We start from the raw sequence: 18953 nt of genomic DNA on the forward strand, positions 1-18953 counted from the left end.
ACTGCATGCATTTTTTGCATAATAGATTATAATCTGTAAATGTATCAATAAAGGATAAGTCATGACATTGGAAATTCGATGGATTGAGGACTTACTTGCGTTAGAGCAAGAAAAATCTATTTCCCAAGCGGCAGAAATGCGCCACGTCACACAGTCTGCCTTTACCCGTAGAATACAGAATATTGAAACGGCATTGGGTTTTCAAATTCTGAAAAGGTATAGTAAAAATATCGATTTCACTGATGCTGGACAAGTATTATTAGCATCTGCAAAAAACATACAAAGCCAATTGTTGACCACCATAAAATATTTAGAAAAAAACATTAAGAACAATTACTTAACAATTAAATTTGCAGTTTCTCATTCATTGACCACACAGTTTTTCCCACAATTTATTCATCCATTATCTACAGATATTGAAGATTTAAAATTAGAAATTATTGCATCAAATGCAAAACAGGGCATGCGTTTACTTAAAGATGGTTCATGTGATTTTTTAATTTGTTACTGTGACCAAAAAACGTTACAACAATTCGATCTTGATTTTTTTGTTTATCACAAAATTGTTGAAATGGAAGTATTGCCTGTCACCTTAGTCAATGAGGAGGAGCAAAAATATTCTTTAGATCAACCTTTTCCATTATTGGCGTATAGTAAACAGGCCTATTTAAGAAAATGTGTAGATGAAGTAATTGAAAATAAATTAGATTATCGAATTTTATATGAAACAGATAATGCAGGTGATTTAAAAGAATTGGTTTTACAAGGTCTAGGTATTGCTTGGTTACCTAAATTGTTAGTCGAAAAAGAGATTAAAGAAAATAAATTGAAGGTATTGGATACGCAGAAATATAATTTTTTCCAAGATGTCTATATTATTCGACGTGAAATGATCGTTTCAAAAAGGATTAATTATATTTGGAATACCTTGGTTCATGAATAAGGAAAATAAAATTTTATTGATCTAATATTTATATTTTAAGAGAGCATATTTTTTGCTCTTTTTTTATTTAAAAGGTCAGTAATTATAGTTTAAATTTTATATTTATTTTGCATGATTTTTGTTATTTGAATAGACTTATTCATATTGGATTTTAGTTATTTGGAATGATTGAAATTATTATAATAATTTTTTAATGATAATGCTTAAAGCAAGAAAAATGACCATTTAAAAAAAATGATGAGCTTAAAATATTCATCACTCTTTAAATGGTCATATTCTATGATTATTATTTGAAGAGAATTTATAAACAGAGATTAAGCGAATTAGCTGTTATCTGCTAAGCGATTGACGGGAACAAGTGCTTCTACAGCTTCTTCTTCAGGGACATCATGCTTATCGCCTTCTGTTCGTGCAATAACTGCGGTAGCGATACTGTTGCCAATCACATTGGTTGCAGTACGACCCATATCTAAGAATTGATCAATCGCAAGAATGAGTAAAATACCGGCTTCTGGCAATTTAAACATCGCCAGTGTAGAGGCAATCACCACAATTGAGGCACGTGAAACACCTGCAATGCCTTTACTGGTAATCATCAGTGTAAATAGAATTAATGCTTGTTGTCCGAAACTTAAATCAATGTTGTAGGCTTGTGCAATGAATAATACGGCAAACGCCATGTACATCATTGAACCATCTAGATTGAAAGAATAGCCTAATGGCAAGACAAAACTGGTGATACGTTTAGGTACGCCAAACTTGTTCAAGGCATCCATGGTTTTAGGATAAGCGGATTCGCTGCTCGCTGTAGCAAAAGCCAGCATGGTTGGTTCACGAACGAAGCGCATTAAGCGGAAAATATCTTTTTTCAGGAAAATATAACCAAAACCAATCAAAATAGTCCAAAGAATGAATAAGCCAATATAAAATTCACCAATGAAAATACTGTAATCGATAATTAACTGAGGCCCTTGAACCGTAATAGCTGAAGCAATTGCAGCAAAAACGGCAATCGGTGCCAAAGCCATCACATAATCGGTAATACGGAACATGACGCGGCAAAGTTCATCAATGATTTTACCAATCACAGTTGCTTCACTTTGATGCTGCACATATGCAAGTGCTGAACCGAAGAAAATAGCAAAAATTAAGATCTGTAAAATTTCATTATTTGCCATCGCTTCGGCAAAACTACGCGGGAAAATATGCGTGATAAATGTTTGCAGACTTAAACTGGTGGCACTTACGCCTATATCTACAGCCTCTTTTGGAATAATTAAGTTCATTCCAGCGCCCGGCTGAAATAAATTGGCCAATCCCATGCCCAATAAAAGTGAAATCAGGGAGGCACCAATAAACCAACTCATTGCTTTTAAGGTAATAGAACCTAAAGAAGTCGATTTACCCATCGAAATGATGCCCGAGACAATCGTGGCAAAAACCAAAGGTGCGATAATCATTTTAATTAATCTTAAGAATACATCGGTAATAATCTTAAAATAAGAGGCAATATTCGTAGCTTGTAAGGGAGTTAAAGCATAGTGGCATACCCAACCAATTAAAATTCCCGATACCATCGCAATCAAAATATACTTCAGCAGTTTTTTTTGATTCATAAAAACAGTTCCTTCTATTATCTTGTTTTCATCAACTTGGTTTCTTTAATACAAAGACGTTGATGACATTCCGTGTTGAGTGCATGATGCAAACTTTCATCCAGAAAGTGTGTACAAAAGCATCGATCTAACGATGAACTGTGCCAGTGTCACTTTTTTTAAGAAAAAACGACAATGCAAAAATTAAATTTTTCATGCAAAAAATGCATAAAATAATTCTTTAGTCTTACTTGATAGTTTTTTTAAACAGTCTTTGAAGGGAGTATATGAATGCAGAAAAATAAAGAATTTGAAAATATGAGTGATTTTTTTTATTTAAGTATTTTTAAATTACCTGATGAAATTTTAAAAATAAAAAGATTATTGAGGCGCTTTTATTTTATTTGAATAAGGCGTTCAGGCTTTGGTGCTAATTGGCATGGAAATGATTTATAAAATAGCCAAACTATGAAAAATGAGCTCTCAAATTTTGACTGGTTAAGCATCAAATCAAACATATTTTTTTAAATATAAATATGCATTAAAATTGCAAAATACTACATGATATTGTGTATGAAAGTCTTACTATAAAAATGATTTTATTGAGTTTCTAATATGATGTCACAGATGAATGTTTTGGTGCCTTTGGCTGAAATAGAGATCGACCAAGCTGAACTTCTCACAATTCAACGTCACGATTTATTGCCGTTGCTGAATGATCAATCGCGCTTAAACCATTATGCGGATGCCATCATTCAAGCTCAAGCCGTGTTACTAAATGGAGTAGATCCTCATCTAACACAGCAATTAAGTGCGACCATTGAACAGATTATTCAATCACTAGCAGATTCAAAAAAATACTTAAAAAAGCGTAAATTTAATGCGTTACAAAAATGGCTGGGAATCGATTTAGAATATGGCTCTGGGCAAGTTGAGTATTACAATCATCTGGATCAACTTTTAAAACGTGCCAATCATTTAAGCCAAAAATTACAGATTGAAATTCAGAAGTCGCAATCGCGTTTTCAGCAACTGCTTGGACATCGTGAAAACATGGCAAAACATATTTTTGCAGCTGAGGCATTTTTGCAAGAATACCCAAATTTCGTTAAAAATCAGCACCCATTAGATCAGTTTTTAGAGAGATTATCTAAAAAAATTAATACTTTACAAACGTTGCAGAGCAGTAATGATATTGCAATTACACAAATGCAGTTATCTCAACAACTATCATTTACATTGTTAGACCGTTTTAAAGAAGCTGAACAAGTATTGATCCCTGCTTGGCAATATCATGTTAAACAAAGCAGTCAAAGTGATTCGACAAATGAATTGCAAAAGTTAGATAATAGTCGAGAAAAACTCATTCTCACTTTAAAAAAATCGCTACAGAAACCAACACATTAATTATTTTTTAGGTGAATCATGACCGATTTTGAACAGAAAGATTTAGCTAAACACACTCCACATGATGGCGTGCAACAAAAATATCAGCAATTGAATTTACAAGAAATTGGTTTGCAAGATTCAGATTTTAATGAAGTGATGAATGCGCATAAAGAATTGGCAGTAATGAATCATAATGTTGTGGCTGAATATGGTAAAAATATTGCGACGAAAACCTCAACCTATACCGATGAACTGTTAGATCTGGTGCAAAATAAAGATTTGGATACGACAGGACAAAAGCTCAATCAAGTGGTTCAAGTTGCTCAACAATTAAATACCCAAAGCATTTTGAATAAAAAGAAAAGTTCGGGATTTTTTGGTGGTCTGATCAATAAAATGAAAGGTGCCAAGCAAAATTTCGATCAACATTTCAGTAGCACCAAAGAGCAAATTGATGTCTTAGTGAAAGAAATTGAAACTTCGCAAACAGGGTTAAAAACACGGGTAGATACCTTAGATAAAATGTTTCATGGTGTTCAGGACGAATATAAACAGCTGGGGATTTATATTGCAGCTGGAAAATTAAAGGAACAAGAAATTCAACATGATATCTCAACTTTAGCTGGGCAGCCTCAAGATCAAGCAACGGTACAAAAAGTTTATGATCTGAATCATTTGGCCAATAATTTAGAAAAAAGAGTCAGTGATTTACAAGTATTACAACAATCTGCCATGCAAACTTTACCCATGATTCGAATTATTCAATCTAATAATTTGATGTTGGTGGATAAGTTCTATGCAATTAAAAATATTACTTTACCTGCTTGGAAAAATCAGATTAGTTTGGCGATTTCACTCAATGAACAAAAAAATAGTGTGCAACTGGCCAATAGTATTGATGATGCAACCAATGAGTTATTAAAACGGAATGCTGATTTGTTACATCAAAACTCTGTTGATACTGCCAAAGCCAACCAGCGCTCAGTGATTGATATTGAAACCCTTGAACATGTGCAAAATACCCTCATTAAAACAGTGAACGACGTCATTCAAGTGCAGAAAGAAGGCATGCAGAAACGTGCGGAAGCAACCACTCGTTTACGTGCTTTACAAGAAAACTTAAATCATTTGGTTTTAGAATCAAGCACAAGTGGAGTAAATAAATCTTAAAATTAGTTTAAGCCATTTACGTGTACTTTTAGGAGAAACCGTTTGTCTCGCTTAGATGAATATGCCATCAATCCGCAACAGATTGAAGAGGGGGTGGTGACGCTGAAAAAGCGTCAACGTAATTTGATATTACTCTGTATCAGCAGTAGCACCATTTTTGTGGCTGCAGTGGTCGCATTATTTTTACAGCATGATTTTGTGTATAGTTTTTTTGGCGTCACCACTGAGCTTAAACAATTGCATATGCCTTTTGCCGTAGATACGAATCTGGCGGAATTAGGTCAACATTCCGATTATTTTACCAATTTGTTGTCTTGGTTTGGTTGGCTGGTTTTAAAGCTGTTTGTTTCCTTTATTGGCGCTTTTTTTGTTATTCATTTTTTGAAAAAAATACAGTTTTTTTATCTTCGCTTTCAGTCATTTATTTTAAAATTTGTCGGATGGTTAATCGCATTTATTGTACTTTGGTCAGGTTTAACCTATTTACAATATGATTTAAAAAGTGATGAAAGTGATGCGTATAGTCAAGTAATTCAATATGATAAAAACATTCAGCAAAGTGAATTAGCACAGCATTTGCAACAATCAAATTTAGATCAACCTGTAAAAGCATATTTGCTGGCGCAAGCTGCTTTGTTGCATCGACCGGTAGACAAAAATGCGGCCATTCCGCAAGTTTTGGCATTGGTTAAAGCAGAGAAAACTGATCCTCAGTTTATTGAGTATGGTTTTAAACCTGAACAGTTATGGACCATGCAGTATCAAGTCTATGGTAAAGCATTAACGCCATTGGCGATGAGTGTATCAAAACAAGTTCATCAGGCAGAACAGATCAGCTCTTGGGTCAATATATTCATTCTTGCGATTGCTGTGTTATCTGCAATTTTAAGTTCGGTCTTATTTATGCTCTCGCAACATTTAAAGAGTCGTATTTTAAGAGTGGCACAGCGAATAACCTTATAGATTTAGAATTTAAAATGTCATCTAAACAAGATGTTGCCGCTCTACAGGAGAGTAAAATAAATCTCGGATCGATAAGGGGGCATGCATGCTGCCTCATAAATCCCATTTTTACTTAAATTTTCGTTTAAATAATCAGATATTTCAATTAAAAAAATCTGTAAAAGAAGCCTTCTGATCTTAAAAGATTGACTGACGTATTAATCTATTTATACGATCACAACAATAAAAACAAACTGTTTTATCTATTCCTTGAATTGCCTTATGATCACTGCATTGAATATAAATATACTCCCTTGGAGACTTAAGCCATGTTAGATCAAAATACCTCAGCACAATTAAAAACACTCCTTGAACGTTTAGAAAGTCCAATTGAATTGGTTGCCTCCTTAAATGATTCAGACAAATCTGAAAAAATCAAAGAATTGGTCACCGAAGTGGCTGCATTGTCTGATCAAGTCAGCGTACGTTTTGATGGAAACAATAGCCGTCGTCCAAGTTTTGGTATTGCCAAAGTCGGAGAACAAGCTCGGGTGAACTTTGCAGGTTTACCGATGGGACATGAGTTCACTTCTTTGATTTTGGCTTTGTTACAAGTCTCAGGTTATGCACCCAAAGTCTCTGATGACGTTTTGGCACAAATCAAAGGCTTAAACTTAAGCTCTGACTTTGAAGTATTTGTGTCTTTAAGCTGTCATAACTGTCCAGATGTGGTGCAAGCCTTGAACCTGATTGCGATTCACAATCCAGGTACGACAGCCACCATGGTTGATGGTGCATTCTTTCAAGATGAAGTAGAACAGCGCAAAATCATGGCCGTCCCGATGCTGTTCCAAAATGGTGAACATATCGGTCAAGGTCGTATGACTTTAGAAGAAATTGTGGCCAAGCTTGATTCAAGCTCATCTAGTAAAGATCTAGAAAAACTCAATGCCAAAGAGGTCTTTGATGTACTGGTGATTGGAGGTGGTCCTGCCGGCAATACTGCTGCCATTTATGCTGCACGAAAAGGGATTCACACCGGTATTGTGGCAGAACGCTTCGGTGGACAAGTCATGGATACCATGGACATTGAAAACTACACCTCGGTGCAAAAAACCCAAGGGCCAAAGTTTGCCGCTGAAATGGAGGCCCATGTACGTGCTTATGATGTAGACATCATGAACCTACAAAAAGTGTCGAGCATCAAAGGTGCAGATGAAACAGCGCATGGACGGGTTGAAGTGACTTTAGAAAATGGTGCCATTCTGGAATCTAAAACCATTATTTTGTCGACTGGTGCACGTTGGAGAGAGATGAATGTACCGGGTGAGCAAGAATACAAAACTCGTGGTGTGGCTTACTGTCCACACTGTGACGGCCCTTTGTTTAAAGGCAAACGTGTGGCCGTGATTGGCGGTGGTAATTCAGGGGTTGAAGCGGCGATTGATTTGGCGGGTATTGTTGAACATGTGACTTTGGTTGAATTTGATACCCAACTGCGTGCTGACCAAGTGTTACAGAACAAACTGCATAGTTTGCCTAACACCACGGTGATTTTGAATGCTTTATCCACTGAAGTGATGGGTGATGGTTCACAAGTAACGGCACTGAAATATCAAGATCGTGCCACAAATACGGAACATACAGTTGAACTGGCTGGAATCTTTGTTCAAATTGGTTTATTACCGAATACAGACTTTTTGCAAGCATCTAACGTTGAGCTGTCTAAGCGAGGCGAGATTGTGATTAATGATCGCAATGAAACCAATGTTCAAGGGGTATTTGCAGCGGGTGATTGTACGACTGTACCGTATAAGCAGATTATTATTTCGACAGGTGAAGGTGCGAAGGCTGCATTATCTGCCTTTGATTATTTAATCCGCGCTGAGGGATAATAATTTAAGAAAAAGCCAAAGTATTTCTCAGATACTTTGGCTTTTGTTTATATTTTTTACTTTTAATCGGAATTTAGAACGCTTAGCCTAAGTTCTTTTTTTCTCTTTTTGTTTTATCTATTGTCTTTATTTACGCTTAGCTTAATGCTTAATTATGATCAAAAGATGACAAGAACATCATTAAAGTAATAGCGCTCTTCTTATTAATTTAAATAAATTTTTAAGTTATTTATAGGTATATAGAATCAGGTATTTATACAGAAATTGAGTTATAAAATTAAAAATAATTAAATGCCTAATCATTCAATCTACCGATTCTAGGCTTTTTAAAATCTGACAATGATCTATTGTGGTTTGTGTGATACAGGATTGGCGCAGCAATTGAAGCTGTACTTGAAAATTTTGCAATTCAAAAATTTTGCTTTCTACTTGTTTTAAATGTTCATCAATCAAATGATTAACTGCGTTGCAATCCCGATTCGGTTGCTGCTCAAGTGTTATTAGTAATTGAATTTCATTCAAAGACATATCTAAGGCACGACAACGCTTAATAAAAATTAAACGCTTTAAGACCTCATTATTATAATAACGATAATGATTTTCTGCGCGAAAACTGGGTTGTATCAGATTTTTCTTTTCATAAAAACGAATAGTATCTGGGCTGAGTTGTGCCTTTTTTGCCAAATCTTTAATTAAATAATGTGGCGTAATTTTCATCATAAGACTTGACCTTGGAGTTAGTCCATAGTTTTGAATGAGCATAATACAACTGCTTTTAAAAGCAATGGAGAAAGTATGACTTGTGGTTGCACCCCAGAACCGCCTCGCATAAACAGCAAGTTTAGGACTGCATTATGGATTGCATTGATTATTAATGCAGTCATGTTTTTGGTTGAGTTTATTGGAGGAACCTATGCGAATTCTTCTGCCTTATGGGCTGATTCTTTAGATTTTTTGGGTGATGCTGTGAATTATGGTATTTCACTGGCGGTATTGGGCCTGAGTCTATATTGGCGTGCAACTGTAGCTTTAATCAAAGGCATGACCATGGCTGCTTTTGGTGTAGTAGTCATCGGGAAAATGATCTATGCCTATACACAGGGTATTCCACCTGAAGCGATCACAATGGGGATAATCGGGGTGTTGGCCTTAATTTCAAATGTCGTATCTGCTGGATTTCTATATGCTTTTCGAGATGGTGATTCCAATATGCAATCGGTTTGGCTGTGTAGCCGAAATGATGCAATTGGAAATGTTGCGGTAATTTTAGCTGCGATGGGTGTATTTGGAACTGGAAGTTTAATTCCAGATATGCTGGTCGCTTTGATCATGTCAATATTAGGATTAACAGGTGGTTATCAGGTCATTAAAAAAGCAATTAAAGAACGACAAGATCATCCTAAATAGATTGAATTTTACGTATTTTTCATTCAGTTATAAGTATTATCATCATTTTGTTTAAAGAAGAGTGGTGCATCAAATTCAGATTTATAAAAATTAAAGCGTCATTTGATGCATTTTGCTCCAAAAATTTTCCCAAAGCTGTAAATATTGTTGAATGAGTTTCTCGTACTGAGATTGTTGATCACAGCTATAGCTTTGAGTAAGAAGGGCCCACAAATCTTCCTCATGGTTATTATCGTTGGCTAATTTTTCTGAATGATCGACTACACCATGACAAGCATAGTAACCTTCTGTGAATTCTGGATTATATTTCTCCAAATTTACTCTCAGCGCTTCGCTAAATTGAATAACTTGTAATTCTGCACAAGCTAAAATTAACAAGAGACCATTGTAAGAGGATAGCTGTTCTTGAATAAACTGATTTAAAGCATGTGCTTCTAAAACCACCTGTTCAGAATTAAGCGGCTGAACCTGTAAGGAGTTCAATAAATCCATATAATAAATGAGATGTGATTTTGCGGGCGAACTCAAACTTAGCTCATGTGTGTTAAAACCCAATTCATCTATTAAGTTCAGCGATAACAAATAACGTGCATGGGCTTTTGCATGAACACGGTCTGCATGATGAATATTCTCATGCTGCTCAAGTTGTAAGGCTTGATAAATGACCATGCTTAAAATATCGGTAAAGGTTTTTACAATTGCTGTAAAATAATTAAGATGGATAAATTTTAATTGATCAAGTGATAACATCTGATTATTTAAACGCGTTAAAATGGGATGTTCAAACAAGGGGTGCTGAGTACAGCTTTGTTTAAGCTGCCGAACTTCATTCACATGCTTATTCCACAAAGATGCTGGAATTGAGTGTTGAATAAACTCTAAAGCTGCTTTTCGTGCATATTCAGATTGTGTGAAAGAAAGCGTACTCATAAGGTAGAGATCAAATTTTAAGATATTTAATGATAGTAAAAAAAATATCAATACGCCACATTGTTTTATATAAAATACATTTATTTCAAATATTTGGCATTGCCATTTCTTGATGTGAGTGAATCTTACACATCAGTTTTTTTATGTCATAAAAAAATGATATACTATTACGTGTAGGTATTTGAATATTATAAAAATGTCTTTTTTTAATTTTTTTCACGGTTTATTCTTAAAATGAAGATAAGGTTGATAGGTAAATAAAATGTCTAAAAAAGACGACATCATACATACTGCACTGTATCTTTTTAATTCTCATAGCTATAACTCGATTGGAGTTGACCGGATTATTAGCGAATCCGGTGTTGCTAAGATGACATTTTATAAATATTTTCCTTCTAAAGCGAAACTCATTGAAGAGTGTTTGCATCGTAGGAATATGAATATACAAGATTCTTTAGGTGCTGCGATTGCGCAGTGTGAAAAAGATGATTATTTAGGACATATCAAAACCATATTTTTTTGGTATCAGGCTTGGTTTCATATGGACGATTTTAACGGCTGTATGTTTCAAAAAGCAGTTGAGGAAATATCTAAAATTTATCCATCCACAATGCAGCCTGCGACAGAATACAAAGAATGGTTATTGGAACGAATTCGTTTTGCCTTAGCACAGATGCAGATTAAACAGCCTTTACAATTGGCAATCCTGTTGACAAGCATTTTAGATGGCATGACTATACAGGCTCAAATTGATAAAAATTCAGTTAATATTGATGAGTACTGGAAACGGGTTGCTCAGTTGATTCAATTAGAATTAATGCCCAATTAATATTTTTAAGTGAATTCTTTTTGATCAATATGGAATTTTAGAAAATAAAAAAGCGTGTATATTTTTTATATCACGCCTCGCTGAAAGTTTCTTATTTAATATTTTAATCATTTTCATAAATGAAACTGACTAAAATATTAATGTTATGAGAAGTTTGAAAACTCCTTTCTTATATTATTTTTATGCTCCTAAAGTGCCCTCTGGATGTATTATTAATTCAGCTCAATGAAACAAAACAAGTATATACAGACCTGTCTGTTTATGTTTGAGAGTATAGATAGTTTTATTCCATAAGACAACAATTTGAGCTGAATTTTTGGTAAATTCTGACGAAAAAATGTCGATTTGATTATAATTTAAACAATATGAAATTAAATTAAATAATTGAATTTAAAAAAAAACCGAGCAAATTGTTCGGTTTTTTAATATTTTACGTCTTATTTTTCAACAAATGCACGTTCAATCACATAATCGCCTAGTTGACCCATACGAGGTGATTCTTTCAACCCATGTTGATCAAGAAGCGCTACCACATCTTTCAAAAAAGCAGGGCTGCCACACAGCATTGCGCGGTCAACTTCAGGATTAAAACGCTCTAAACCAATTTTTTCAAAAAGTTCACCCGATTCAATTGCGGTCGTGACACGCCCTTGATTACGAAACTCTTCACGAGTTACAGTTGGGTAATAAATGAGTTTGTCTTGAATTCCCAATTCTTGGAAAAACTCATGACTTGGAAGTTCATTTAGGATTAAGTCTTGATAAGCCAATTCTGAAATAAAACGTGTGCCATGTACAACAATGACTTTTTCATAGCGTTCGTAAGTTTCTGGATCACGAATCGTGGCTAAGAAAGGAGCAAGACCTGTACCTGAAGAAAGCAGGTATAAATTTTTACCTGGATTCAAATCGTCATGTACTAAAGTACCCGTAGGTTTTTTAGAAATTAAAATTTCATCGCCTACTTTTACTTTTTGTAAAATAGAAGTAAGTGGCCCATTTGGCACTTTAATAGAGAAAAACTCTAACTCTTCTTCATAGTTAGCACTAGCAATAGAATAAGCGCGCATTAAAGGCTTACCATTTACTTCCAAACCAATCATCACAAATTGACCATTTTTAAAACGTAGCGCTGTATCGCGTGTCGTTTTAAAACTGAATAATGTGTCATTCCAGTGGTGTACGTGAGTAATCTTTTCGACGTTGAAAGCAGCCATTAAAGGTCTCAATAAATTATCAAATTAGAACAGCTTACTATTCTAATCTAAAATCATTCTCGATAAACTGAATATAATGAATTGAACTTATCAGAAAAAGTGATTATGACAGACTTAAATCTGCCTATTATTGGGTATATGAATTCTCCTTATCTTGAAAAGTTTGGTATTCCTCGACAACCCAATTTGGTGCAAGTGGAATCTTATATTGAAATGGAAGTCCCCTTTAATGATGCGTCTGCTTTTGAAGGAATTGAAGAATTTAGTCATCTGTGGCTCGTGTGGCAGTTTCATGAAAATAAGAATCAGCATGAACAGACCAAATTCCGTCCACAAGTGAGACCGCCGCGTTTAGGAGGAAATAAAAAAATAGGCGTGTTTGCAACACGTAGTATGTATCGTCCTGCACCGATTGGTTTATCTGTGGTGCAACTAAAATCTGTCAAAAAAATAGGTAAGTCCATTCGTGTTTATGTGACAGGAAGTGACTTACTTCATGGCACACCAATTATTGATATTAAACCTTATATTCAATATTCAGATGCAGTTCTGCAGGCAGAAAGCGGCTATGCACAAGATGAACCTGAAAGAAAGGTGGTGATCTGGAAAGATGTGGCAGAACAACAAAAACAATATTTAATGGAACATCAGATTTTAAAGAATCAAATAATTTATGAATTAGAACAGGTTTTATCACTCGACCCGCGTCCTGCTTACCAAAATAATCCAGAGCGCATTTATAAAATGAAATTTGCGCAGATGGATATCAGTTTTACGGTAGGTTTAAGTGAAGTCATGATTGTAGACCTTATTCCAATTGAGCAATTTAAAAAATAACGGTGTTTCTTCTCATCCCGTGATTTTAAGCGAGATGAGTTTTAGTTTGTTATAGTGAAATGAGATCTGGGGGCGCAGCACAATGAACTTTAATTTTGAAATAGATACTGCATGGTGTTTAGAACAATTACAAAAAGATGGACGCATTACTGAACGCAATAAACTACTGATACAAACTACGCATCGTCAACGAGACCAACTTAAATGGCATCCGTTACAATGGATTGCTCAATTTAATTTGAGTGATCAACTCCATCCACAATCCACTTTAACTTTAAATCGCTTATGTCAGTGGCTGGCAGAAAAAGCCCAGATCTCTTTTTATATTATTGATCCTTTGAAAGCGGATGTGCAGGCGTTGACCAATGTCATGTCGCAAGAATTTGCTGTACGCAACAGAATTTTGGCAGTTGAAATACAGCCCGATCAAGTATTAATTGCGACAGATCAACCATTTAAAAATGAATGGGTGGCAAATCTTGAACATAGTATTGCACCCAAAAAAATTCAGCGTGTATTGCTTAGTCCAGATCAGTTACAGCGTTATTTAGTTGAATACTATCAAGTTAGTCGTGCGGTGAATTCTTCGCAAAAAGCCAGCGCCTATGACCGAGATAATAAAGGGGTCGAAGCACTGTTGCAATTGGGAGATACTCAAAATCCTGATGCCAATGATCAGCACATTGTGAAGTTGGTGGATTGGGTTTTACAGTTTGCTTTCGAACAAGGCGCCAGTGATATTCATTTAGAGCCACGCAAAGATGCAGGTAAAGTGCGTTTTCGAATTGATGGGGTGTTGCATACTATTTATAAAATGCCTGCCAATACCTTAACTGCGGTCATTTCACGGATTAAAATTTTAGGCCGTATGAATGTCGCAGAAAAACGAAAACCTCAAGATGGACGCTTGAAAACGCGAACACCTAAAGGACAAGAAACAGAGCTACGTTTATCGACTTTACCCACCGCTTTTGGTGAAAAAATGGTCATGCGTATTTTTGATCCTGAAGTATTGGTTCGTAGTTTTCAACAATTGGGTTTTGAGGGGGGATTACTGAGTGATTGGCAGGCATTAACTGCACATAGTCATGGCATTATTTTAGTGACTGGACCAACAGGTTCAGGGAAAACCACCACGCTCTACTCTTCACTGAAACAGTTGGCCACGGAACAGGTGAATGTGTGTACCATTGAAGATCCAATTGAAATGTTAGAACCTAGCTTTAACCAAATGCAGGTCAATGCAGGTATTGATCTGGGTTTTGCGGATGGCGTGCGAGCACTCATGCGACAAGATCCTGATATCATTATGGTGGGGGAGATTCGTGACCATGATACGGCAAATATGGCCATTCAAGCAGCTTTGACAGGACATTTGGTATTATCTACTTTACATACCAACGATGCGCCTTCAAGTTTAACTCGATTGCATGATTTGGGTATCCAGCCATTTTTAACTGCAGCGACTATTTTAGGTGTTTTGGCACAACGTTTAGTCCGTAAACTTTGTCCACATTGTAAGCAGGAAAGCTTTATTAATGAGCAAGAGTGGAAGCATTTAACCTTCGATTACCCTATTGAAATGCCCGATTTTGTTTTTCAAGCAATGGGTTGTGAAGAATGTAGACAGACGGGATATAAAGGACGGGTGGGTATTTATGAGTTTATGCCCTTAAGTTTAGAAACAAAACAATTGATTGGGGCAAATGCTCACTTGAATCAATTACGTGAACAAGCCAAGAAAGAAGGGATCGAACCGCTGCGTATTGCAGGTGCACGTAAAGTCCTCGATGGTATGACGACTTTAGAAGAAGTACTGCGTGTGGTACCTCTAAATTAATTTCTTGAAAATGAAGAGATCTTAAGATTCACCTCATCTTTATTTGTTTTAATCATTTTATCGAAATGATGAACAACAAAATGAGGATGTAACAATGAATATGATCTCTAAAGCAGCTTTAATTACCAGTTTGGTCGGAGCTTCTACATTTGCTTTGGCCAATACAGCCATTAATCAAACTGCGATTGCACCGACGACGACCACATCAGTTAAACAAGCTTTAACTTTAAAAGATGACAGCAAAGTGCAATTAAAAGGTTATGTCGTAAAATCTGTTGGCGATGAAAAATATCAATTCCGCGATACGACTGGCAGTATTACAGTCGATATTGATGATGAGTTATGGCAAGGTAAACCTGTCAATGCCACCACACCTGTAACACTGATTGGTGAAATTGATATTGATTATAAACCAGCAAAACGTGTTGAACTTGATGTAGATGCTGTCCAGTTTTAAATTGAGAACTTTGTCTAGTTAAGAATTTATTTAGAGAATCAGACAAACCATCTCAAATTTATTAGCGGATTTTCTTCCAAAAACCACATGAGTTGCTCATGTGGTTTTTTAAATTAAGTCATCTATAAAGCATGATATGTTAAGGTTCAATCAGGATTGAATTCGGGTACAAGAGATGCGGATTTTATTGGCAGAAGATGATGTATCTCAAGCAGAAAGCATCAAAACATGGCTAGAAATGGACGGTTATAATATCGATTGGGTCGATCGCGGTGATCATGCTATTTTAGCGATTGAACAACATCGTTATGATTGTGTGCTTCTGGATCGTGGTCTCCCTAAAGCAACGGGGGATGATATTCTGAAAGCTTTACGGCAACAGGAACAGCAAACCCCGGTTATTTTTATTACCGCGCGCGATAGCATTACTGATCGTGTAACAGGTTTAGATTTGGGTGCAAATGATTATTTGGTCAAACCCTTTAGTTTGGAAGAGCTTTCTGCACGAGTGCGATCACAACTCAGACAGCATCAGACGAGTGTAGGACCATGTTTGCACTATGCTAATTTAGTGTTAGACCCACACGTAAAAACAGTCAGTCAAAATGGTGAGACTATCAATTTAACGGCCAAAGAATTTCAGATTTTATTTAAATTGATGCAAAAACCTGAACATGTCATTACGCGGGATCAATTAGAAGAATCTCTTTATGCTTGGGGCGATGAAATAGAAAGTAATGCGATTGAAGTATTTATTTATCAATTGCGCAAGAAGATAGGCAGTACACTGATTAAAACCATTCGTGGCCTAGGTTATCGCATGAGTCAGAATTAATATGGCAAATCTTGTGTCTTTACAAAGCAAACTCGTCAAAACCTCATTGTTTAGTTCAATGGTGGCGGGTATGTTGGCTTTACTTCTTTTTGTCGCGATTTCACTGTATCAAACCATGCAAGTGCAAGATCAACTCATGGATGAAGTGAGTGATATGCTGTTAATTTCTGATGTGACGCGGGCTGCTGGACAACAGGTTGATGAGTTAAGTGATGAATTTGATATTCAATATCTATTAAAAGATCAACACCAAGTGCTAACGCAATCCAAAGATTTCTACATAGAAAAGCACAGTAAAGCTTTTGATGACAACTGGATTCCGGGTTATCACTTTATTTGGCAAGATCAGCAATTGTGGCGCACTTATGTAGCCGAAGATTCAGAACTTAAAATGTCGGTATGGGTGATGCAACCGATCGGTCAGCGCTTTAAAGAACTGGCTCAAAATATGCTGCTATATGGCGTTATTCTAATTTTATTGTGGTTGTTACAATGGGGGATTTTACATTATTCAGTAAAGCGACAATTTAAAATCATTCATCAATTATCCAAAGATATTGCTGAAAAAAATGCAGATGATTTAGCCCCTATTCAACAGAAAGCCCCACAGTTAAAAGAATTACAGCCGATGGTATGGCAACTCAATCAGTTATTACAACGCTTGCAGCAATCGTTGCTTGCCGAGCAACGTTTTACAGCTGACGCATCGCATGAATTGCGCTCACCATTGTCTGCAATTCAAATGCGTTTACAGGTTTTAAAACGAAAATATCCCGATTTAAGTCAAGATTTAGTGAGTATGCAAAATGATGTCAATCGGGGCACACAAGTTTTAGAGAATTTACTTTTGTTGGCCCGATTGGATCCAACGAATACCAGTCAGCTTCCTAAAACTCAGGTTAATCTTCAGCTTCTTGTAAAAGAGGTATTAGGTGCCTTACAGCCATTTTCACTTGAGAAAAAAACAGACATTAACAGTCAGGTAGAATCTCAACTTTTTATTTTAGCCAATGAGAAATTGCTCTTTAGCTGTCTGCGAAATTTAATTGATAACGCTATTCGCTACACCCCAATCAATGGACAAGTCATGATTCAGATTTATCAGCATGAAGACAAAATCATGATCAGGATTGATGATAATGGACAAGGTGTAACGCCTGAGGTATTGACTCATTTAGGTGAGCGTTTTTATCGAGTTTTGGGAACAAAAACGCAAGGTTCAGGCTTAGGAATTTCAATTTGTAAAAAAATTATCGATTTACATCAGGGGGATATTTCTTTTTCTCAATCAAGCTATGGTGGTTTAAGCGTTTTACTTCAATTACCCTTAACAATACACGCTTAAAAAGCAGTATGTTGCGCACATACTGCCTATTTCCACGATTATTATTATTTAGGTTTTTGTTGTTTTATTTGGTCAGAATGAGACGATTGTTCCGTGTTAAACGTAAACGATATTCTTCACCAGCATGCATAATTCTAATTTCTCGACCTAAAGAAAATAAGTTATTCGAATGCAGCATAGGTAATGAATGGGCTGCTTCGTTATTACGGGTAAATAAGCTAAATGGTGCGTTCATTCCGTCGACTCCGTGGTATATGTGGGAACGATTTAAATGATAATCATTATCGAATAGACCTGTCAATCAATTCTTTTAAATTTTATAAAAAACTTAAATTTACTTACATTTTGTAATATTGCCAGTAAAAAGGATAGAGCATGTTTAAACCGAGTATTGATATTGCGATTGGGATTTTGTTACATCAGAATAAAATCTTAGTGGGTTGGCGCGAAGCAAAACAACATCAAGGCAATAAACATGAATTTCCCGGAGGTAAAGTGGAAGAGGGTGAGACCCCATTAGCAGCATGCCGACGAGAAGTTTATGAAGAAGTGGGGGTGGGGTTAAAAGATTGGTCGGCATTTGATGTGATTCATCATGAATATGATGATGTCGTGGTCAATTTACATTTATTTCAAGCAATTGTACCTGAAGCCTTATTAAATGAAGTTCAACAGCCTTGGTCATGGTATAGCCGTGAGCAATTACTCGATTTAAATTTTCCTCAAGCAAATGAGGGGATGATTCAACGTTTGTACTGGCCACATCAAATTAAAATTTCAGAACAGTTAGAAATAGCCAAATCACTCACGCAAGACCAGTTGTTGTATTGGCGGGTAGAAAGTAATCCAGAGCGTGTCATAGAGCTTTCTGAATTAAGTGTAGAGCATTTATCGAGACTCATTGTAAATACTGAGCTCTATCAGCAATTAAGTTCCATTCAGCAGCAGTATATAGCGACAATTCATTTAAAACAGACGCAAGTTTTGACTTTTAGTGCAGCAGATTTAAAAGTAGGTAAGCGATATATTGCGGCTTGTCATGATCTAGCTTCAATTCGACATGCTCAGAAAATAGGCTGTGATGCTCTTCTACTGAGTCCTGTTTTGGCTACAGAAACGCATTCAGAGGCGACAACGCTTGGATGGGAGCAGTTTGAAAAGCTTGCTTCACAAGTGGATATTCCTGTATTTGCATTAGGTGGAATGAAAGCGAGTGAGTTGAATTTAGCACAGCAACATGGAGCTTACGGCATCGCAGGCATTCGTTTTTTATAAGCCTTGAAATAAATAAAAAGAAGCGATCAGAAGAGATATTCACTCTT

18 protein-coding genes are annotated in these 18953 nt (G+C 36.0%); 13 read left to right on the forward strand and 5 right to left on the reverse strand.

Annotated features, from left to right (window positions below):
• The first annotated feature begins 61 nt into the window (after nucleotides 1–61).
• A complete protein-coding gene (locus tag H0S58_RS04930; protein WP_195727316.1) occupies nucleotides 62–943 on the forward strand; it encodes a LysR substrate-binding domain-containing protein in 882 nt (293 codons plus the stop codon).
• A gap of 323 nt (nucleotides 944–1266) precedes the next feature.
• Here H0S58_RS04930 and H0S58_RS04935 read toward each other — a convergent pair whose 3' ends face one another.
• Nucleotides 1267–2559 carry a dicarboxylate/amino acid:cation symporter gene (locus H0S58_RS04935; protein WP_195727317.1) on the reverse strand — a complete coding sequence of 431 codons (1293 nt, stop codon included), beginning with the start codon at nucleotides 2557–2559 and terminating at the stop codon, nucleotides 1267–1269.
• A 597-nt stretch (nucleotides 2560–3156) separates the two neighbouring features.
• Between H0S58_RS04935 and H0S58_RS04940 the strand changes: the two genes are divergently transcribed.
• The 4 genes from H0S58_RS04940 to ahpF all read left to right on the forward strand — a co-directional run bounded on the left by H0S58_RS04940 (nucleotide 3157) and on the right by ahpF (nucleotide 7934).
• Nucleotides 3157–3945 (forward strand): tellurium resistance protein, encoded by a 789-nt coding sequence (locus H0S58_RS04940; RefSeq protein ID WP_195727561.1) that lies wholly within the window; start codon nucleotides 3157–3159, stop codon nucleotides 3943–3945.
• An 18-nt stretch (nucleotides 3946–3963) separates the two neighbouring features.
• The gene (locus tag H0S58_RS04945) at nucleotides 3964–5097 is read left to right on the forward strand and encodes a toxic anion resistance protein (RefSeq protein ID WP_195727318.1); all 1134 of its coding nucleotides are present in this window, start codon (nucleotides 3964–3966) and stop codon (nucleotides 5095–5097) included.
• Nucleotides 5098–5139: 42 nt separating this feature from the next.
• Nucleotides 5140–6060, forward strand: coding sequence for a hypothetical protein (locus H0S58_RS04950; RefSeq protein ID WP_195727319.1), 921 nt, complete (start codon nucleotides 5140–5142; stop codon nucleotides 6058–6060).
• A gap of 308 nt (nucleotides 6061–6368) precedes the next feature.
• Entirely contained in the window at nucleotides 6369–7934 is a 1566-nt protein-coding gene (ahpF, locus tag H0S58_RS04955; protein WP_195726170.1) for an alkyl hydroperoxide reductase subunit F, read from the forward strand.
• Nucleotides 7935–8237: 303 nt separating this feature from the next.
• Here the strand turns inward: ahpF and H0S58_RS04960 are convergent, their stop codons facing one another.
• Complete coding sequence (locus H0S58_RS04960) at nucleotides 8238–8654, reverse strand: MerR family DNA-binding protein (RefSeq protein ID WP_227592260.1); 417 nt, start codon at nucleotides 8652–8654, stop codon at nucleotides 8238–8240.
• 75 nt (nucleotides 8655–8729) lie between these two features.
• On the opposite strand from H0S58_RS04960, the gene H0S58_RS04965 reads away from it, so the two are divergent.
• Nucleotides 8730–9341 carry a cation transporter gene (locus H0S58_RS04965; RefSeq protein ID WP_195727320.1) on the forward strand — a complete coding sequence of 204 codons (612 nt, stop codon included), beginning with the start codon at nucleotides 8730–8732 and terminating at the stop codon, nucleotides 9339–9341.
• A gap of 90 nt (nucleotides 9342–9431) precedes the next feature.
• Here the strand turns inward: H0S58_RS04965 and H0S58_RS04970 are convergent, their stop codons facing one another.
• Nucleotides 9432–10271, reverse strand: a complete 840-nt coding sequence (locus tag H0S58_RS04970; protein ID WP_195727321.1) for a hypothetical protein — start codon at nucleotides 10269–10271, stop codon at nucleotides 9432–9434.
• A gap of 262 nt (nucleotides 10272–10533) precedes the next feature.
• On the opposite strand from H0S58_RS04970, the gene H0S58_RS04975 reads away from it, so the two are divergent.
• Nucleotides 10534–11100, forward strand: a complete 567-nt coding sequence (locus tag H0S58_RS04975; protein ID WP_053578220.1) for a TetR/AcrR family transcriptional regulator — start codon at nucleotides 10534–10536, stop codon at nucleotides 11098–11100.
• Nucleotides 11101–11537: 437 nt separating this feature from the next.
• Here H0S58_RS04975 and H0S58_RS04980 read toward each other — a convergent pair whose 3' ends face one another.
• Nucleotides 11538–12317, reverse strand: coding sequence for a ferredoxin--NADP reductase (locus H0S58_RS04980; protein WP_053578219.1), 780 nt, complete (start codon nucleotides 12315–12317; stop codon nucleotides 11538–11540).
• 105 nt (nucleotides 12318–12422) lie between these two features.
• On the opposite strand from H0S58_RS04980, the gene tsaA reads away from it, so the two are divergent.
• From tsaA to H0S58_RS05005, 5 genes are all read left to right on the forward strand, one after another.
• Entirely contained in the window at nucleotides 12423–13154 is a 732-nt protein-coding gene (gene tsaA, locus H0S58_RS04985) for a tRNA (N6-threonylcarbamoyladenosine(37)-N6)-methyltransferase TrmO (RefSeq protein WP_195727322.1), read from the forward strand.
• An 82-nt stretch (nucleotides 13155–13236) separates the two neighbouring features.
• A complete protein-coding gene (locus H0S58_RS04990; protein WP_195727323.1) occupies nucleotides 13237–14994 on the forward strand; it encodes a GspE/PulE family protein in 1758 nt (585 codons plus the stop codon).
• Between the two features lie 94 nt (nucleotides 14995–15088).
• Complete coding sequence (locus tag H0S58_RS04995) at nucleotides 15089–15451, forward strand: NirD/YgiW/YdeI family stress tolerance protein (protein WP_195727324.1); 363 nt, start codon at nucleotides 15089–15091, stop codon at nucleotides 15449–15451.
• 175 nt (nucleotides 15452–15626) lie between these two features.
• Nucleotides 15627–16286: a response regulator transcription factor gene (locus H0S58_RS05000; protein WP_195727325.1), complete on the forward strand. Its 660-nt coding sequence runs from the start codon at nucleotides 15627–15629 to the stop codon at nucleotides 16284–16286.
• Nucleotide 16287: 1 nt separating this feature from the next.
• Nucleotides 16288–17631 carry a sensor histidine kinase gene (locus tag H0S58_RS05005; RefSeq protein WP_195727326.1) on the forward strand — a complete coding sequence of 448 codons (1344 nt, stop codon included), beginning with the start codon at nucleotides 16288–16290 and terminating at the stop codon, nucleotides 17629–17631.
• A 64-nt stretch (nucleotides 17632–17695) separates the two neighbouring features.
• On the opposite strand, the gene hemP is transcribed toward H0S58_RS05005, so the two are convergent.
• Complete coding sequence (gene hemP / locus H0S58_RS05010; RefSeq protein ID WP_053578214.1) at nucleotides 17696–17866, reverse strand: hemin uptake protein HemP; 171 nt, start codon at nucleotides 17864–17866, stop codon at nucleotides 17696–17698.
• 140 nt (nucleotides 17867–18006) lie between these two features.
• On the opposite strand from hemP, the gene H0S58_RS05015 reads away from it, so the two are divergent.
• Nucleotides 18007–18906: a thiamine phosphate synthase gene (locus H0S58_RS05015; RefSeq protein ID WP_195727327.1), complete on the forward strand. Its 900-nt coding sequence runs from the start codon at nucleotides 18007–18009 to the stop codon at nucleotides 18904–18906.
• Nucleotides 18907–18953 lie beyond the last annotated feature (47 nt).

Source organism: Acinetobacter sp. TTH0-4 (assembly GCF_015602665.1).
Classification (GTDB): domain Bacteria; phylum Pseudomonadota; class Gammaproteobacteria; order Pseudomonadales; family Moraxellaceae; genus Acinetobacter; species Acinetobacter albensis.

Bases quoted from the DNA above. Each gene is read 5' to 3' on its own strand.
- H0S58_RS04930 (WP_195727316.1), top strand. From the start codon at position 62: ATGACATTGGAAATTCGATGGATTGAGGACTTACTTGCGTTAGAGCAA.
- H0S58_RS04935 (WP_195727317.1), bottom strand. From the start codon at position 2,559: ATGAATCAAAAAAAACTGCTGAAGTATATTTTGATTGCGATGGTATCG.
- H0S58_RS04940 (WP_195727561.1), top strand. From the start codon at position 3,157: ATGTCACAGATGAATGTTTTGGTGCCTTTGGCTGAAATAGAGATCGAC.
- H0S58_RS04945 (WP_195727318.1), top strand. From the start codon at position 3,964: ATGACCGATTTTGAACAGAAAGATTTAGCTAAACACACTCCACATGAT.
- ahpF (WP_195726170.1), top strand. From the start codon at position 6,369: ATGTTAGATCAAAATACCTCAGCACAATTAAAAACACTCCTTGAACGT.
- H0S58_RS04960 (WP_227592260.1), bottom strand. From the start codon at position 8,654: ATGATGAAAATTACGCCACATTATTTAATTAAAGATTTGGCAAAAAAG.
- H0S58_RS04965 (WP_195727320.1), top strand. From the start codon at position 8,730: ATGACTTGTGGTTGCACCCCAGAACCGCCTCGCATAAACAGCAAGTTT.
- H0S58_RS04970 (WP_195727321.1), bottom strand. From the start codon at position 10,271: ATGAGTACGCTTTCTTTCACACAATCTGAATATGCACGAAAAGCAGCT.
- H0S58_RS04975 (WP_053578220.1), top strand. From the start codon at position 10,534: ATGTCTAAAAAAGACGACATCATACATACTGCACTGTATCTTTTTAAT.
- H0S58_RS04980 (WP_053578219.1), bottom strand. From the start codon at position 12,317: ATGGCTGCTTTCAACGTCGAAAAGATTACTCACGTACACCACTGGAAT.
- tsaA (WP_195727322.1), top strand. From the start codon at position 12,423: ATGACAGACTTAAATCTGCCTATTATTGGGTATATGAATTCTCCTTAT.
- H0S58_RS04990 (WP_195727323.1), top strand. From the start codon at position 13,237: ATGAACTTTAATTTTGAAATAGATACTGCATGGTGTTTAGAACAATTA.
- H0S58_RS04995 (WP_195727324.1), top strand. From the start codon at position 15,089: ATGAATATGATCTCTAAAGCAGCTTTAATTACCAGTTTGGTCGGAGCT.
- H0S58_RS05000 (WP_195727325.1), top strand. From the start codon at position 15,627: ATGCGGATTTTATTGGCAGAAGATGATGTATCTCAAGCAGAAAGCATC.
- H0S58_RS05005 (WP_195727326.1), top strand. From the start codon at position 16,288: ATGGCAAATCTTGTGTCTTTACAAAGCAAACTCGTCAAAACCTCATTG.
- hemP (WP_053578214.1), bottom strand. From the start codon at position 17,866: ATGAACGCACCATTTAGCTTATTTACCCGTAATAACGAAGCAGCCCAT.
- H0S58_RS05015 (WP_195727327.1), top strand. From the start codon at position 18,007: ATGTTTAAACCGAGTATTGATATTGCGATTGGGATTTTGTTACATCAG.